The sequence below is a fragment of the Mucilaginibacter sp. OK283 genome (genome assembly GCF_900110415.1).
Classification (GTDB): domain Bacteria; phylum Bacteroidota; class Bacteroidia; order Sphingobacteriales; family Sphingobacteriaceae; genus Mucilaginibacter.
Genome location: NZ_FODR01000014.1, coordinates 37,894 through 56,055, shown reverse-complemented (window position 1 = coordinate 56,055; position 18,162 = coordinate 37,894). Strand labels below are relative to the sequence as shown.

Genomic DNA, 18,162 nt, shown 5'->3' with positions numbered 1-18,162 from the left:
TTAAATTTTAACACGGCCCCTGTATGAGAAAGAAAATTTTCCTGGTAGTTGGTTCCCTTGGAGCCGGAGGTTCTGAACGCGTTTATTGGCTGCTTTCCCAGTATTTTAACAACGAAAAATATGACGTATCGGTTGTTTATTTGAGCGGTCATCATCAATGTTTTTCTGCTGATATAAAAGGGATCCGTTTTATCAACTTGAATACCATTAAGGCGTCGAAGTCATTTTTTAAGCTATTAAAATTGCTTCGAGATGAAAAGCCAGATGCTGTTTTTTCAACAACCGACCATATAAACATTTTGATCGCAATGGTGGGTTGCTTTGTAAAGGTACCTAACTTAATAGCCAGGGCCTCAAATAACCCCTTTCAAATGCGTCAGTACTATGATTTTAAAGCCAGGTTTTATAATTTTTTCACCAGGTTTTTGTTTTTTCGTTTCGATTTTATTGTATGCCAATCGGAGGAGATGCTTCGCGAAATGGCTGTGTGTTACAACATTCCCGTTAAAAAATTAACTGTAATTCATAACCCGATTCTTCCGTCACATTTGCTCAAAAATGGCCGTAGCATATCGGGATTAAAACGCCTGGTGGTTGTAAGCCGGTTAAGAAAAGAAAAAGGACTGCTTCGTTTGCTTGAAATTGTTAAAGACCTCCCAACAAATTATGTGTTAACAATAGTTGGTGACGGGCCTTTAATGAAAGAGCTAAAAACACTTGTTTGCCAAAACAATCTTTGCAACCGGGTAACTTTTACTGGCGAAATAAGCAACGTTGCGCTGCAAATTGCCAGGAACGACCTGTTGGTTTTGAGCTCTTTTACTGAGGGCTTTCCAAACGTAGTGCTCGAATCGCTCTCAGTTGGAGTTCCTGTAGTTACTTTCCGTGTTGGAGGTATTAGCAAATTAATAAGGGAGGGCTTCAATGGATTTGTTGCTGAGCAAAACGACTTAGTGAATTTAAAAAGACATATTATCCGTGCCTGCAATCAAACCTGGCATCATGAAGAGATAAAAGCCGATATCTATAATCGCTTTGCCCTTGATAAAATTGGTAAATCATACGAAATGCTTATACTAAACTAAGCTTATTTACCTTATAACCTAATCATTTATATATGTGTGGAATTTATGGGGCAACTACCCAATACCCAGACGAGGTAATTGTTGCCAAACTACAAAGGGTGGGTTTTCGCGGTCCGGATTACTCTGCTTTTGAACGTGTTGGCCCGGTTGTTTTAGGCCATAACCGTCTCGCAATTGTAGATTTGGACCACAGGTCAAACCAGCCCTTTAGCTACAGGCATATTAAAGTTGTATTTAATGGCGAAATATATAATTACAAGGATTTAAAAGTAAAGCTACAAAATTTAGGCCACCAGTTTTTTACCAATTCGGATACCGAGGTACTGGCCGCTGCCTATCTTGAGTACAGTGAGCGTTGTGTTTATCAGTTTATTGGCATGTTTGCCTTCGTAATTTACGATACCCTTTCTGGTAAGTTGTTTGGAGCAAGGGACCGTTTGGGTAAAAAACCCTTTTATTATACACACAGAGGCCTTGATTTTGAATTTGGAAGCCAGCCGTCGCAAATTTGCATAGGCAGAAATACCCGCCTGGATGAAGAGGCAGTTAAGGAGTATCTGATATGGGGCTATGTGCCGGAACCCAAATCGGCATGGAAACAGATAAAGAAGCTTGAAGCCGGACATTCTTTTACTTTCACAATAGGTACGGGTACGTTTAAGATGAATAAATATTGGGATCTTGATCTCAATTTTGTAAACAAATATGAAGGCTCCTATTTTGATGCCAGGTCCTCGCTCAAGAGTCTTTTAACCAGTGCGGTAGACATCAGGATGCAGGCAGATGTCAATGTTGGTGTTTTTCTTTCCGGAGGAATAGATTCTTCATTAATAACGGCACTTGCGGTACAGCATAACAAACAAGTAAAAACCTTTTGCATAAAATTTAACGAAAAGGGGTTTGACGAGAGCATATTCGCAAAAAAAATTGCCAATTATTTACAAACAGACCATCATGAAATTGAATGCAGCAGTGGGGAAGGTATTGAGTTAATTAAAAACTTTGGCGAATATTACGATGAACCATTTGCAGATTCAAGTGCAATACCAACGTTATTGTTGAGCAAATACACTAAAAAATACGTTACCGTTGCTTTAAGCGGAGATGGGGGCGACGAAAGCTTTATGGGGTATAGCCGGTATAAGTGGTTTAATATGGTTAACCATTTATTTAGCTGCCCGCTTTCGGTGCGAAAGCAGTTAGCCCGGGTTATAAGTTTATCGCCAAACTATCGTCACCAATTGATTGCCTTGGGGCTTTGTAGTTCAAAAATTAGCTCATTATATGGTTTGATGCTCGGTGGCTTAGAATATTCCTGGCTTGACCACCCTGAAAAGGGATTGGAAGTGCCATTTATGGATATCTGGTCAATGAAATCTCTTAGCATTTTGCAACAAATGTCGGCTTTCGACACTAAGACCTATTTGAATGGCGATATCAATACAAAAGTAGATCGTGCGTCAATGGCGTTTGCAATTGAAGCGCGCGCCCCATTAATGGATCATAGGGTAGTTACTTTCGCGCAAAATCTGCCCGATGACTATAAGTTTAAGTACGGACATCAAAAAAGGATTTTAAAGGATATTTTATATCAACATGTCCCCCCCGAATTTTTTAACAGATCAAAGTCAGGTTTTACTGTACCACTACAGTGGTGGTTTAGAAACGAGCTAAAAGATTATGTAATGGATCACCTCACGTTAAACGAGCTCAAAAATATTCCGGGGGTTAACGCTCCAAAGGCATTGGCAATGGTCAATCAACACATGGATGGCAAGTGGAATCGGTTTCCACAGATATGGAAGTTGTTAGTTTTTACGCAATGGTTAAAAAGCCAAACAGCCTCCAGGTCTTTTAAATATCAACCGGTTTAAAAAAGATATATTTTCATGGTACAAGTTAAAAGTTCCTTAATTAGGGTTATACCGTACAACGTAATATGGTTTGCCCACAAGCCCAACTTTTGGAATTGTTTGTGTAGCTCTTATAAACAAAGTTCATATAGCGGCTTTATCCCGGGATATTTAAAAGAATCATTTTATACCAAAATAATTGATCTAAGGGTTTCAAAAGAAACTTTTGAAGCTGGCTTTGAACAGAATACAACATACGAAATAAGACGTGCCATTAAAGATGGCGTTATTACCGTGATGGAAACAGGTTTAAGGCGTTTCATAGAATTCTATAATTCCTTTGCCGAAACAAAACAGCTTAAAAAACTAACAAAAGATTTTTATAAATATCAATCGTCCCTGGTAATTACAAAAGCAATTTATAATGGACAGGATGTTGTAATGCACGCCTACCTACGCGATAATACATTGAAAAGGGTACGGCTGTTACACTCTGCGTCGCTTTTCAGAAACGAATCAGACAAGCAATCAAGAGCGGTTATCGGCCGCGCCAACAGGCTATTACACTTTAAAGACATGTGTTTTTTTAAACAGCAAGGTTTTGAGAGCTACGATCTCGGCGGCTACGCTTATCAAACTTCGGATGAGTCGCTCGCTAAGATTAATCAATTCAAAGACAGCTTTGGAGGCACCCTGGTTCTTGAAAACGACTACTTACCAATATTGGTTGTTGTTTACTCATTTATAAAAAAAATAGTAAGGGTATGAAAATAACCGAAACGATAAGCAAATTTTTGGATAAAATATTTTTATACGATAGGTGGAATATTGGTTATCTACGCCAAACTCCAGAAAATTTGATTCTTACGCAAAAACTCAATGGGGATGTTAACTGGCTTACTGAGGATACTGTTGATTATGCGGCAGATCCTTTTGTAATACAGGTAAACAGTAAAACACATCTTTATTATGAAGAGCTGAATTTTTGGAAAGGCAAGGGCGAAATCATGATGACGGACGATATGCTTTTTAAAAGCAAAAAAAAGGTCAAAGGCATCGTTAACGATGCTATACATTTGTCATATCCTTACTTGTTTACAGTTCAGAATCAACTTTATTGCATCCCTGAAACGGCAACGGCCAGGCAAGTTGCTTTATACCAGATTGACGAAAAAGACCCCTGCAGGTTTAAAAAAATAAGATTATTGTTAGAGGGGGAGGCTTTTGTTGATAGTTCAATAGTTCATTTCAAAAATAAATACTGGCTGTTTAGCAGTATGTCCCGTAAGCCCGGAAAACTTTATATTTTTCATGCCGATGGCCTGGATGCTCCTTTTAAACCACATAGCCTAAACCCAATAAATGTTGCTTTTAATGTTAACCGATCAGCCGGCAGGTTGTTTATAGTTGACCAAAGACTCTACATGCCCACTCAAAACCCCGAAAAATGTTATGGCGGGTCGGTAATGATAAATGAAATAACCAATATAAGCGAAACAGAATTTCAATATCAAACAGTGTTTGAATTACTGCCGCAGCCGCCATATGATAAGGGGTTGCATACTATAAATTTTGCGGGCGGCTTAATGGTTATTGATGGAAAACGAAAAGTATTCAGTGCCCTGGGACCGTTAAAAAAAATTATCGGAAAAATAAGGAACCTCAAATTTTGACAATGGAACCCAATACATACAAGTTAGTTTTTGTGTCCATGTCTGACCAGGCAAACGGGGCAGAAAATATTTTGCTAATGTGCGCAGCAACCAGTAAAGCCCCCCTTATATTTTTAAAAAAAGTAGCTAAAGGAGGCCTTAAAATTCCTTTCGGACTAAACGTTACGTACGTTACAAAAAACAGCCTAATTATTGGCTTTCTGGGTGTTATAAAGGCATTAAAAGCATTCAGAACAGGTCATGTAATTGTTAGCACACACCCTTATTTAAATGCTTATCTGGGTTTGTTGAAGCGTATAGGATTTTTAAAATCAAAAGTAATTGTAAGAGAGTGCACTTCTGTTTTTACACGGTTCAGCGGCCTTAAAAAGTGGAGTTATCAACTATCTTATCGTTTAGGATACCCTGCTGTTGATTTGGTTGTTTGCCAAACAAAACAAATGCGCTGTGATTTTATAAAAAATGTTTCGTTTGTTATTCCCGAATCGCTAATAGTACAGCCAAATCCGCTTGATATAAAGCAAAATATTGTTAATGCAAAGGCTGCATTAAATGACGCAGATGCCGAAACTGAATTTATTTGTGCGGCCGGGCGATTGATTCCCGAAAAAGGCTTTTTAATATTAATAGCTGCTTTCAATATATTGAAGGCAGAATTCCCCGGCTTGAAATTGCTGATTTTTGGCGATGGCCCTCAAAGGAGCCTTCTCGAAAAATTAATTGCCCAATACCAATTGAGCGGGCGCGTAATTTTGAAGGGGTGGGTTGAAAACCCAATGCCATATTTTAAACTTTCCAGGGCGTGTGTTGTGTCATCTATCAAAGAAGGTTTTCCTAACGTTTTGCTGCAAATGATGAGCCTGAATCCCAAAGTTGTATGCACCAAATGTGCCGGCGGGATTGAGGATATAGAGGGTGTTTTTAAGGCCGATATAAACAGCGAAAGCGAACTCACAAATGCAATCAGAACAGCATTGAATTCAACAGCTCATTACCAGGAGCAAAATCAGCATTATTTAGATGGCAGAAGCCCACAGGTTTTTATCCATTCCATAATGACGTCCCTTATAAAATAGATTTCTTTAAAGTAACAAATATTCATCTTAATTAAACGATCATGAAACCACAAATCAAACCTTTTTTGAAAGTATTAGTCCTGTTTGCGCTGGCAATAGGTAATACATTATTTGGCGGCTGCAAAAAAGCAGCTTTATCACCATCATCTGTCTTACATGATACGGTAAGGTTAGTACACGACTCTATCATATACGTTAAAGATACCTCGAATACGGTAACGGATACAGCTGCTTTAATACCAATAAGTTTAATAGGTTTGAGATCCGACTCGGGGTATTGCTATAAAATTGGATATCACCTTCCGGTTATCGGCGATTCAAATGACAAACCAAACACTTCAACATTGCGCCTTTTTGAAAATGGTGTCGAATTATCTCCTGCACATTCTAACCACAAGTCTATTAGGGTGTATGGGCTCGGACAGTTTAGTCACTGGGGCGATGAACTATATTTCTCAACTTCAGATAACACCAGCCCACTCAATAACGGCAGAAAATATAGCTATAAGATGAAATAAGCTGGCAATATTTTATACTATACGGTATTTGCAAATGCAAAAAAGCATTTCGTGATCGCAACACCAAACATCTTCTTCACAATACATTTTATTGGGTTTTATTATAGCAACTACAATAAAACCCAATAAAATCAGGGCCAGAATCGACTCCAGTCGGAAAGCATAAGGGCCATAAAATCTGCCAGGCACCTGGTTCAACAGCAAGCATTCTTCCAAAACTTAAACTCATACTCATGAAAATTTTAATTACCGGTACAGCTGGTTTTATTGGCTATCATTTGGCCCAAAAAATGCTCGAAAGAGGGGACACCGTGGTTGGTGTAGATAATTTAAACGATTATTACGATGTAAAGCTTAAATATGCCCGGCTTGAAAATACCGGTATTTATGCAGCAAACATTGAGTATGGCAAACCGATTAAAAGCATAAAACATCCAAACTACACGTTTATAAAAGCAGATTTGATGGATCGCGAATTATTGGAAGACATCTTTAAAGCCGGTGAATTTGATACGGTATGCAACCTTGCTGCGCAGGCAGGCGTTCGTTATAGCTTAACAAACCCCGAAGTTTATATCGATTCAAATATTAAAGGGTTTCTTAACATCCTGGAATGTTGCCGGCATTTTAAAATAGGGCACCTGGTTTATGCAAGCTCGTCAAGCGTTTACGGGTTGAACAAAAAAATGCCATTCAGTGAACACGATATTGCCGATCACCCGGTGTCGTTATATGCTGCATCAAAAAAAGCAAATGAAATGATGGCACATACCTATAGCCATTTGTTTGGTTTAAAAACAACAGGATTGCGTTTTTTTACAGTTTATGGCCCGTGGGGAAGGCCCGATATGGCGTTATTTATTTTTACAAAGGCTATATTGGCAGGCGAACCAATTGAGGTTTTTAACAATGGTAATATGAAACGTGATTTTACTTACATTGATGATATTGTTGAAGGTATCGTCCATGTAGTTGACGGGCCGGCCAAAGCAAATCCCACCTGGGATGCCTGCCATCCCGATCCTGCCACATCAGCGGCGCCATTCAGGGTTTTCAACATAGGCAGGGGCGCACCTGTTAAACTACTTGATTTTGTAAGTGAGATTGAAAGCCAGGTTGGTATTAAGGCGGTAAAGATACTAAAGCCCATGCAAGACGGCGATGTAGGCGAAACCTGTGCCGATGTTTCCAATTTGGATGAAGTTTTAAAATATAAACCCCAGGTTTCCGTTTCGGTAGGAGTAGCCCGTTTTATTTCCTGGTATAAACAGTTTTACGAAGTTGAAATTGGTGCCCAATCGGCGATATTGTCCTGAAAAAAAATAGTTTTGTCATTTTAATGTCACGAAGTGTGCAATTTATACACTTTCTTTACAATTAAGTTTTACACTTTTTTATAGCCTCAGGTTGTAATAAACCCCCTTTTTGTACTTTTAATTAACCCAGTCTATTCATCGCGGAAAATTTTTAATCGTAATTTTTCAAACACAGTCTCGTTTGAAAAGCCAAAATTAAAAACGCATGAAAAAAACACAAAAACACTACAACAAAATGGCTGTATTCAGCTTGGTACTAAGTACAATTATTTTTTTTGGCAGTTGTAAACGAACGCAGGATACTCCTGATAATTTGTCGCAAGACCAGTTAACAGCAAGTTCGGCTTCATTTGCTACAACAGCAACTACAGGAACAAGTTATGCTGTAAATTTAACCGGTATTAAGTCGGATGGTGGGTATGCCTATAAAACTACTTACCCGTTAAGTAGCTCTGGTGATTCCAATACGGCACCTACAGCATCAACACTGAGATTGTTTGAAAATGGGGTTGAGTTAAGTCCCGCGCACTCGTTACATGACGATATACGTAACCTTGGTAAAGGGCGTTTTAGCCATTGGGGCACCAGTTTATATTTCTCGGCGTCTGATAATACAAACCCGGCAACAAATGGACGCAAGTACACTTACACTTTTGGCGGATCTGCAAGTGGCACAACAACAACTACTACCCCAACAACAACAACTACTACCACTGGTTCGGCAACTAAAACAGGTGTAACATCGGCATTAATGGGTTATGCAATGTATAATGGCACAACAACAGGAGGTGCCGGAGGTGCCACCGTAACAGTATCGACACTGGCGGCTTTAAAAACAGCACTATCGGGCAGTGCTCCTAAAATAGTATACGTAAGTGGTACAATTGCAGGCTCGGGTGATGATCCGGTGTATGTATCATCCAACAAATCAATTATCGGTCAGCCAGGAGCAACAATAACAGGTATATCACTGTACATGTTTACGGTTAACAATATAATTGTTCAAAATATAACCTTTAAAAATTATGTAACAGATGCCGCTTTGATGATCAAGTTTTCAACTACGCATGTTTGGGTTGATCATTGCGACTTTTCTACAGATCGTAGTCATGGATGGGATTATTGGGGTAAAGACATAGCGATAACAAGGGCTTCAGATTTTGTTACAGTTTCCTGGAGCCGGTTTCACGATACAAATTTGTCGCTCCTGATAAGTGGTGGTATTGCCGGACATGAGTCAGATATTGGTCATTTACATGTTACGCTGCACCACAATTTTTGGTATAATGTTAGCGAACGGGAGCCCGATATGAACTATGGCCGTGTACATGTATTCAATAACTATCACTTGAATAACAGTAGCTATAGTTTGGGTGCAAGGGCTAACGGAATTGTCCGTACAGATAACGAATATTTTTCAGGCTGCCATAAACCAATAAGTACCAACCTTGCCGGCGACCCTCCGGGATACTTTAGCGGGGTAAGCACCAACATTTATTCAAATTGTGGTGCAAACGATATAACAACCGCATTATCTACATGGGTACCTGAATATAGTTACAGCGCAGTGCTCGACGCTGCTGCAAACGTGCCTGCTATAGTTCAAAAAGGAGCTGGGGCAATACTTTCTAACTAATAATTTTTTTTAATCTAATTATAAAATGTCCGGATTACGGTTTAGTAGTCCGGACATTATTTCAGTTTCTTCCGTGTCACTTTTTTAATCTTTAAACCGTATGTTTTAAAACTCTACTCCCTATAAAAAATACGCTTGCTTTAATAGGCCAACATTAATATCCAATCTAAACCACATCACACCATTTTTATGATAGTTACCAGGCAAAAAATACTAATAGCCTGTGATTCGGCTAAATCATTAATCGATTTTAGAGGAAAACTCATCGAGGATTTAGCTAAACAACACCAGGTATATGTTTTTACCCCAGCGTTACCGCTGGCCATGCGCAAAAAACTTAATGTGCTTAACGTGATTATTCACGAGAATAAGTTAAAAGGCAGTACCGTTGCTATCATCGAAGATGTAAAATATGCCATCGCGCTTTATAAACTAATTAAACGTGTGCGGCCCGATATTTTTTTCCCCTATACGCTAAAACCTGTTATTTATGGTACTTTAGCGGCAAAACTAAACCATGTAAAACTAATAACGCCAATGCTATCGGGGCTTGGGTATAGTTTTGTGCCTGGCAGCCAAAAGTCGCTGGTGAGTCGCATGGCGCAACAAATGCTCAAATTTAGCCTAAGGGCAAGTCCGTCATTAAGAATCATTTTTCAAAATAAGGACGACTATCAAACGCTACTCAGTAAGAAAATATTAACACCTAAACACCGGGCTTTTGTAGTTAACGGTTCGGGGGTTGATTTAAGCCATTACCGGCGCTCATTGCCGGATACCAGTGCCATTAGTTTCCTGATGATTTCGCGGCTTATAAATGCAAAGGGCATTTATGAATATTATGAAGCGGCCCGAATCACCCGTTTAGCGTATCCCGAAGTGAAATTCAAGCTTATAGGCTCGTCTGATAAAAATATTGATTCAATTAACGCCGACCTTCTATTCAAAATTCAATATGGCGATACCGTAGAATATATTGGGGAAGTTGATGACGTAAGGCCTTATATTTCAGAAGCCTCTGTTGTTGTTCTTCCGTCCTATTACGGCGAGGGTATCCCACGTTGCTTGCTGGAAGCTATGGCTACCGGGCGGGCAATTATCACCTGCGATTCTGTTGGCTGCCGCGAAACTGTCATCTCTGGCGCTGCTTCAAATGGTTTTTTGGTGCCTGTTAAAAATGTTGCCGAGCTGATCTTTAAAATTCAACATTATATTCAGCACCCCGGAGATATTGTTGAACATGGATTAAATGGATTAACGCTGGCTAAAGAAAAATTTGATGTGAAACTTATTAATGCTTGCATGATGGAAATTATGCAGCTAAAAACAAGATCATTAATATAAAACGGATTAAACAGATATGAAAAATAGATTTAAGTATAACGAGAAGGAATTTAGCACTTTTCCGGAATCTATGCGCCAATATGGTTGGGTAGTGTATGAAAATGCGATTGATAACTTTTTTTTGGATGTAATAAATGCCGACCTTGAAGTAGCATACAAAGTTAGAAGAGCTATCCAGGAAAAAAATAATATAAGTGCCAACATGCAGGGTACACTGCATCACTTGTTAGAGAGAAATAATTTTAGTATTCCTTTTCTTCAAAAAATGTATTGTGATGATGAAATAGCACAATTTTTAGGGGGCAAATACATATTAAACGGTATTAACGCGGTGATACACTCCAAACATGCGCACCCTTACCTGAGCAACATGCATCGCGATACGCGAACTTTTGTATCTGATGCCAAGTTGTTGCTACAAATGATTGTTACACTGGATGATTTTACCGAAGCTAATGGCGCTACGCATTTTCTTTCAGGTTCGCACAAATCGGCGTTGCAGCCTAACGAAAATTATTTTTTTGACACTGCAGACAGAGCTATTGTACCCAAGGGCAGTATAATATTGTTTGATTCAAACATTTGGCATGCAGCCGGCGAAAATACTACAAATGATGTACGCCGGGCATTAACTTTAGGGTTTACCCGCCCGTGTTTTAAACAGCAAATGGATTACCCAAGATTATTAGGTTACGACTTTGTTGCGCAGCTTAATCCCGGCTTACGCCAGGTAATAGGTTATAATGCCCGGGTACCCGAAAGTCTGGAAGAGTACTATCAGCCCTCGCACCTAAGAATGTATCAACGGGATCAGGGCTAAACAGCCTTTAAATCGCAACTAATTTACGGCTATGCAAAATAATAGAGCCGCTTTAAAATCCATCGGTGGATATTTAGAGCTGGAATTGCCTGTGGGAAATGAATTTTATCCAAACCTGATTCATTTAAACACCGGACGGAATGCCCTTGAGTATATTTTAAGGCAAAAAGGATATACTAAAATATATATCCCATATTTTACGTGCGATGTTTTACTTGAGCCCATCGATAAACTGGGCATCAGATACCAATTTTATTCAATTGACAAGAATCTTGATCCGATAATTAATTTCGATATCGAACATGATGCCTGTTTTTTGTACACCAACTACTTCGGGTTAAAACAAGAGACTGTTACGGCATTAAGCTACAAAATTAGTAACCTGATAATTGATAACTCACAGGCTTTTTTCTCGGAGCCGTTGCCCAAAATAGATACCTTCTATTCGTGCCGCAAATTTTTTGGTGTTTCGGACGGGGCATATTTGCAAATTAAAAGAAAGCTGGCAAAGAAACTACCCATAGATAAATCCATTCACCGGTTTTCCTACCTTATTAAAAGTATTGATTGTGGAATAGAGGAAGGTTATGAAGCTTTTAAAGAAAGTAATAAAGATTTGGAAAACAACGAGATAAGATCAATGTCTGCGGTTACTAAAAAAATACTTTCGGGTATTGATTATGATGCCTGTGCGAAGATAAGAGAGCGGAATTTTCATTTTTTACATAAGCACCTGCATGAGTATAATTTGTTGAAATTTGAAGTCCCCGAGGATTGTGCGCCCATGGTTTACCCCTTTTTGTGCAACGACAAATACTTGAAGGTTCATTTAATTCAAAAAAAAATATACGTAGCTACTTATTGGCCAAACGTTTTTAAATGGACTAAAAAAAGTATGTATGAAAATTACCTTGCCCGCTGCTTGGTTCCGTTACCAATAGATCAGCGCTATAATTTGCAGGATATGTATTATATGTTAAACACCTTACGCGTTTTTTTATGACAATATCAATATACATACGGCCATTGGTTGTAGAAGATGCACTGGTTTCTTACGCCTGGCGCAACGATCCGTTAATTTGGATTTACACAGGCTACAAACCAGTTAATTACATTACTGCAGTGATTGAAACCGCCTGGCTGCAGGGCGAATTACTTAAAGAAAATCAGGCACGATTTGCAATTTGCGTTAAAGAACTTAATACCTATATAGGTAACGTTCAGTTGTTAGATTTAACCGCTCATGATGCCGAACTACATCTTTTTATCGGCAACAGGCTTTATTGGGGTAAAGGCATTGGTTACCAGGCAACTATGAAAATTCTAAATTATGGTTTCCTGATAAAAGAACTGGACCTTATCTATCTTAAGGTTCACCCCTCAAATATATCGGCCATAACAGTATATGAAAAGGCTGGCTTTGAAATTAAGGGTAAACAAGATGACCTTATTTGTATGAATATTACCAAAAGTAAGTTCATAGCTGCACAAAACTGTAAGAATTAACATACAACAATAGGACCATACCAATTATGACAAAAGTACTAACCATTCTTAATAGGGAAGAGTGGACAAACTACATTCGGGGGGCGGCCGAATATGATTTTTATCATACCTGGCATTATCACACTATCGAAAATTCACTTGAAAGTAAATCCCGGCCGCTTTTATTTGTATACCAGCAGGGCGATGACTATATCGTATTCCCGTTAATTGAACGTAATATACCTGGAACGGATTTTTTTGACCTTACTTGTGTTTATGGATTCTCGGGCCCGGTTTCGAACAAAAAGATGGAAAACCTTGAGGATAGCTTTATTGAGAATTTTAGGGGTGCATTTATTTCCTTTCTTTCCGGCAGCAATTACATTTCGCTATTTATTCGAATGCATCCCTTTTACAAGCAGCAAAAGCTGCTTGATAAATTTGGAGGGGTACATTCAAATGGCAAAACGGTAGTGATTGATTTGTTTAAAAGCATTGACGACCAGCGTGAGGATTACCGGCAAAGCACTATGGATGCCATTAAACATGCCTGGAAAAAGGGGTTCAGGGTAGTAGAAGAAAAGGGCCCAAAGGCCCTGGAGATTTTTGCCGGTATTTATAGGGAGAGCATGAAAAGGGTAGGAGCAGCCGATTCTTATTTATTCAATGATCAATATTTTAACAACATATGCAATACAAATGAATATGATGCACGGGTGCTAATGGTTTATGACGGTGCCACTGTTATGTCAAGCACCATTATAACTTTTACCAACGATATTATACAGGCTCATTTGGTTGGCACGCGGGCCGAATATCTGCACGAAAGCCCCACAAAGTTTCTGGTTGACGAAATTACGCTCATTGGCAGGCGCGAGGGGATGAGATATTATAATTTGGGTGGTGGCCTTGGCTACAAACACGATAAACTTTTTGAATGGAAAGCCGCATTTTCGAAATTACATTTTGAATTTAACACCTGGCGTTATATTGCAAACCCTGCCGTTTATCAAAATTTACTTGCTCAAAAAGGAATTAACAATAACCCGGAAATAGATTTTTTCCCACTCTATCGCTACGCATAATTTTTTTACCTAAACAACTAACTGCTATGATATACCTCAGGAATTTATTGTTTCAGGACAAATTTCATTCAAGGTGGCTAATACTATTAACCGATCTTGGTATTGTCCTCATATCCTTATGCTTGTCGTTTTCGGTAAAAGGTAAACTCGATCTGGAACAGAACAACCTTTACTATATAGCATTTTATTGCAGTAACGCCGTGTTTATCTTTTTAGTAATGCGGGTACACACGCATATTATAAGGCATTCAAACACCCGCGACATGCTGCGCATTCTTACAGCTGTTTTTGTAAGCACTGTTGCCTTCGTGATAATTTATCATTTGGTGTTCGCAACATATCTTAACATAAATTTGCAAGGCTTAGGAGATGTTTTGTTTATTAATTTTTTTATCTCCTCATCGCTGCTGATGGGCATGCGTATTGTTATCAAAGACGTTTTTAAATACTTTGATGAACCCGGGTATAAAATAGAAAAAGAAAATGTTTTGATATATGGTTCGGGTACATCTTCTATCCTGATAAAGAATACTTTGGAAGGCCAGCGGGGGTTTATGATAAATGTTCAGGGCTTTATCGACACAGGCGACGACAAAGTTTATAAGTGCCTTGAGCAAAAGCGGGTTTATCCTATTACAGCTATTACCAGGTTGAACAATAAATACGGTATCAAAAAAATGTTCATAACGTCTGAAGATATACAAACCGAAGGTAAAAGAACGGCAATAGCAAAGTGTGTTGAATTAGGTATCAAGGTAATTACAGTTCCGCCATCAAATGAATGGATAAACGGCCAACCTAATTTAAAGCAGTTTAAGGATCTGAAAATTGAAGATTTGCTTGAACGTAAGCCCATTAAACTCTCGTGTAAGCATATTTTTGATGATATACAGGGTAAAAGAGTTTTAGTAACAGGCGCAGCAGGTTCAATAGGATCTGAACTGGTAAGGCAAATTTTAGGATATGAACCCGAATTTGTGGTGTTGTGCGACCAGGCCGAAACCCCATTGCACGAAATTCAATTAGAGATTGAAGAGGGAATACATGCCGACAAAGCGCGTATTTTTATTGCCAATATCCAAAACGAAACCCGTATTAAAAGCTTGTTTGAATTGTACAGGCCGCAAATTGTTTTCCACGCGGCGGCTTACAAGCATGTGCCCATGATGGAAAATAATCCCACAGAAGCGGTGCTGACAAATATAGGAGGTACTAAGAACTTAGCCGATATATCGGTCTTGTTTGGTGTAGAAAAGTTTGTGATGATATCGACAGATAAGGCAGTAAGGCCAACTAATGTTATGGGTGCTTCAAAACGCATTGCCGAAATGTATATTCAATCGTTAAACAGCAAAACATTTGACAACCGTTTTTTTTGTAGCGATTTATGTAATGGAGTGCTAAATCAAACTAAATTTATTACGACGCGTTTTGGCAACGTAATGGGGTCAAACGGATCGGTAATACCACGGTTCAAAGCACAAATTGAAAAAGGGGGACCGGTTACCGTAACCCATCCCGAAATTACGCGGTATTTTATGACTATACCCGAAGCTGTGCAACTTGTAATTGAAGCCGCGATAATGGGCAATGGCGGCGAAATATTTTTATTTGATATGGGACTGCCTGTTAAAATTGCCGATCTGGCTGCCAACATGATAAAATTAGTGGGAATGGTGCCTGGCGAAGACATAAAAATTGTTTATACCGGCCTAAGGCCCGGCGAGAAGCTTTACGAGGAGCTGCTAAACATTGAAGAGGAAGTTATACCCACTTACAACAAGGATATAAAAATTTCAAAAACCATCCCTGTAAAATACGCTGATGTTAATAAGGTTGTAAATGAACTACTTGAACTTAATTTATGCAGGGATATTGATTTAATGGTAGCCAAAATGAAAAATATTCTGCCCGACTTTATTAGCAATAATTCGCGATATGAAAAATTGGATGCCCGGATACCAGTGAGCATACGGTGCTAAAGCCCCAAAAAAATGACATGTATCATATTTTTACAACTTTTATATCTCTTTAAGACAATAACTTAATTTGTTATTTGCACTTTTGATAACCTGATTTTTTTTCATGAATTAATGGGTTTATGAAAATTGCTACATTTATATTCTTGCACAAATGCCGCTTTTAGTTAAACTGTCTCTAATTGAAATTATCACCGGGATATTAAAGCACAGCGATGCGATGCTTGGGTATTGGGATAAAAACCTTATCTGCCGGTTTGCAAATGATGCTTACAGAAACTGGTTTGGTATTGAACCAGATGCAATGATAAATAAAATGTATTTGTGGGAGTTACTGGGACAATCACTATATCAAAATAACTTAAAGTATATAGACGGCGCTTTAAACGGACATGTGCAGGTTTTTGAACGGTTTTTGCAGGATCGTAGCGGGCAAATGATGAATACACGTGCCACTTATACACCAAATTTTGTAGAAGGGCAGGTTGATGGCTTTTTTGTACAGGTTGTAATACTAAACCCAATGGAAAAGAAGATAGTTGATAACGAACATTTACCGCAGAAAAAGGCCTTTCTGAATCCAACCGATCATAATCTTGATGAGGTTATTCAAACCCTGAGATCCTGGATTTTTACGGGGTTTCCGAGTATAGCTGCGCTTGCAAAAAAACATTTTATATCCGAATCAAAGCTGAAACGGGATTTTAAAGAAAAATACAACGATACTATTTTTTCATACTATCGCATGCTTCAAATGGAGTTTGCCGAGCGCTACATTGCCGAAAAAAGGTACAATAAATCGCAAATGGCATCTTTATTAAATTTTTCAAACCCTTCTAATTTTTCAAAATGTTACCAAAAATATTTAAAAGATAAATCTTCAAATCATCATTCTGCAGGCCCCCAGGTTATAAATTACAAGGCTTTTATCGAGCAAGAGCCAATAGCCATTGCCATGTTTGATATAGATATGCATTTTATAGCTGCATCATTGAAATGGATTGAAGATTATGATTTGCAAGATAAAGATATTACCGGATGTAATTTATATGAGCTATTGCCTGAGTTTCCGTCACAATTTCAAGACCTGCTACCCACCTGCCTCAAGGGCGAGATTTATTTTGATGATGGCATCGTCGAAAAAAAGGATGGAACCTTATCATGGATGCACTGGGATATCAGACCCTGGTATGATGATTCAAAGGAAGTAGGCGGGTTTATGATTATGACGCAAAACTACGTGCCTTTTAGGCTTAGCATCAATGAAAATAAAGAAGTTTTAGAAATACTTAATAAAACACAGAAGATAGCGCGTATAGGCGCCTGGAGCCGGAATTTTAAAGATAATACAACTGTTTGGAGCAAGGTATTAAAGGAAATGCTTGAGGTACCGGCTGATTTTACGCCCGATCTTGAAACTGCCATTAGCTTTTATAAAGAGGGCGAGAATCGTGACAGGGCAGCCATCGGTTTAAAAAATGCCATGTTAAACGCAAAACCTTTTGGCGGCGATTTTGAAATGATTACGGCCAAAGGACACCTGCTGAAGGTGAAAGTAGCAGGTTATCCGGAGTTTAAAGATGGCAAATGCGAGAAACTATCGGGTATTCTTATAGATATAACTTTCTAAAATAACGCCGCCAATTTCCCTAACGCCGGCATAACATTTTTTTATTATCAAAACCAGGTTGTTTATGAACAATATTTTGCTCATTGAGGATAATGATGTGACCAGAAAAAATATCGCTGATCTTCTTTCGGTTGAAGGATATACAATTTTAGAGGCCAGTGACGGTTTTAGTGCGATTGGTTACCTGGAAGAGTATTTGCCTGATTTGGTTATATGCGAAATTATTATGTCAGGTATGAATGGGTTTGATGTTTACAAAACAATGTTTAGCTATTTGTACACAAACAAAATTCCATTTATTCAATTTACGGCAAAATCAGGTGATGCTGAGCATCATTTTAAAATAATTAATGTAAAAAACTGCACCTTCCAGGCCGGCAATGATCGTGATTTAATAAGTTTTATAACAACCCGTTTCTCCGGATTTGGCATAAAAATTGAATGATTTCAGCTACGGAATAACGATATTTGCTTATTATGAAATTTTATGTAATTGGCTGTAATTTAAAGTTAAATATCTCTTTTCCAGACCTTTTGTAGTTATTAATTGGACTTTAAAAGGTTGGTTTATTGTTCTAATGTCTCTAAATTTAATAAAAAAATCAATTGTAAAGATCGACCAATATTTTCAATTGAACGCCTAAATTATTATTAAAAAAATC

The 18,162-nt window shown here is 38.4% G+C and carries 16 protein-coding genes; all 16 read left to right on the top strand.

From position 1 onward, the window contains the following. Positions 1-23: 23 nt before the first annotated feature. The 16 genes from BMX56_RS25295 to BMX56_RS25220 all read left to right on the top strand — a co-directional run bounded on the left by BMX56_RS25295 (position 24) and on the right by BMX56_RS25220 (position 17,945). Positions 24-1,085 carry a glycosyltransferase gene (locus BMX56_RS25295; RefSeq protein ID WP_090652499.1) on the top strand — a complete coding sequence of 354 codons (1,062 nt, stop codon included), beginning with the start codon at positions 24-26 and terminating at the stop codon, positions 1,083-1,085. A 32-nt stretch (positions 1,086-1,117) separates the two neighbouring features. Continuing rightward, complete coding sequence (asnB, locus tag BMX56_RS25290) at positions 1,118-2,959, top strand: asparagine synthase (glutamine-hydrolyzing) (protein ID WP_090652498.1); 1,842 nt, start codon at positions 1,118-1,120, stop codon at positions 2,957-2,959. 15 nt (positions 2,960-2,974) lie between these two features. Then, entirely contained in the window at positions 2,975-3,706 is a 732-nt protein-coding gene (locus BMX56_RS25285) for a hypothetical protein (protein WP_090652497.1), read from the top strand. Beyond that, positions 3,703-4,611, top strand: coding sequence for a glucosamine inositolphosphorylceramide transferase family protein (locus tag BMX56_RS25280; protein ID WP_090652496.1), 909 nt, complete (start codon positions 3,703-3,705; stop codon positions 4,609-4,611). Before BMX56_RS25285 ends, BMX56_RS25280 begins: the two co-directional genes overlap by 4 nt. 2 nt (positions 4,612-4,613) lie before the next feature. Continuing rightward, on the top strand, positions 4,614-5,687 hold the full coding sequence (locus tag BMX56_RS25275; protein ID WP_090652495.1) for a glycosyltransferase: 1,074 nt from the start codon (positions 4,614-4,616) through the stop codon (positions 5,685-5,687). Between the two features lie 41 nt (positions 5,688-5,728). Then, entirely contained in the window at positions 5,729-6,205 is a 477-nt protein-coding gene (locus BMX56_RS25270; protein ID WP_090652494.1) for a hypothetical protein, read from the top strand. 233 nt (positions 6,206-6,438) lie between these two features. Then, positions 6,439-7,521, top strand: coding sequence for an NAD-dependent epimerase (locus tag BMX56_RS25265; RefSeq protein WP_090652493.1), 1,083 nt, complete (start codon positions 6,439-6,441; stop codon positions 7,519-7,521). 205 nt (positions 7,522-7,726) lie between these two features. Further along, the gene (locus BMX56_RS25260; RefSeq protein WP_090652492.1) at positions 7,727-9,157 is read left to right on the top strand and encodes a pectate lyase family protein; all 1,431 of its coding nucleotides are present in this window, start codon (positions 7,727-7,729) and stop codon (positions 9,155-9,157) included. Positions 9,158-9,346: 189 nt separating this feature from the next. Then, on the top strand, positions 9,347-10,501 hold the full coding sequence (locus tag BMX56_RS25255) for a glycosyltransferase family 4 protein (protein ID WP_090652491.1): 1,155 nt from the start codon (positions 9,347-9,349) through the stop codon (positions 10,499-10,501). Between the two features lie 16 nt (positions 10,502-10,517). Beyond that, on the top strand, positions 10,518-11,321 hold the full coding sequence (locus BMX56_RS25250) for a phytanoyl-CoA dioxygenase family protein (protein ID WP_090652490.1): 804 nt from the start codon (positions 10,518-10,520) through the stop codon (positions 11,319-11,321). 31 nt (positions 11,322-11,352) lie between these two features. After that, positions 11,353-12,324, top strand: coding sequence for a hypothetical protein (locus tag BMX56_RS25245; protein ID WP_090652489.1), 972 nt, complete (start codon positions 11,353-11,355; stop codon positions 12,322-12,324). Next, the gene (locus tag BMX56_RS25240; RefSeq protein WP_090652488.1) at positions 12,321-12,827 is read left to right on the top strand and encodes a GNAT family N-acetyltransferase; all 507 of its coding nucleotides are present in this window, start codon (positions 12,321-12,323) and stop codon (positions 12,825-12,827) included. Before BMX56_RS25245 ends, BMX56_RS25240 begins: the two co-directional genes overlap by 4 nt. Before the next feature lie 26 nt (positions 12,828-12,853). Next, entirely contained in the window at positions 12,854-13,891 is a 1,038-nt protein-coding gene (locus BMX56_RS25235) for a GNAT family N-acetyltransferase (RefSeq protein WP_090652487.1), read from the top strand. Positions 13,892-13,917: 26 nt separating this feature from the next. Next, positions 13,918-15,873 carry a polysaccharide biosynthesis protein gene (locus tag BMX56_RS25230; protein WP_090652486.1) on the top strand — a complete coding sequence of 652 codons (1,956 nt, stop codon included), beginning with the start codon at positions 13,918-13,920 and terminating at the stop codon, positions 15,871-15,873. A 151-nt stretch (positions 15,874-16,024) separates the two neighbouring features. Beyond that, the gene (locus BMX56_RS25225; protein WP_090652485.1) at positions 16,025-17,500 is read left to right on the top strand and encodes a PAS domain-containing protein; all 1,476 of its coding nucleotides are present in this window, start codon (positions 16,025-16,027) and stop codon (positions 17,498-17,500) included. A 64-nt stretch (positions 17,501-17,564) separates the two neighbouring features. Then, a complete protein-coding gene (locus BMX56_RS25220) occupies positions 17,565-17,945 on the top strand; it encodes a response regulator (protein ID WP_090652484.1) in 381 nt (126 codons plus the stop codon). Positions 17,946-18,162: the final 217 nt, after the last annotated feature.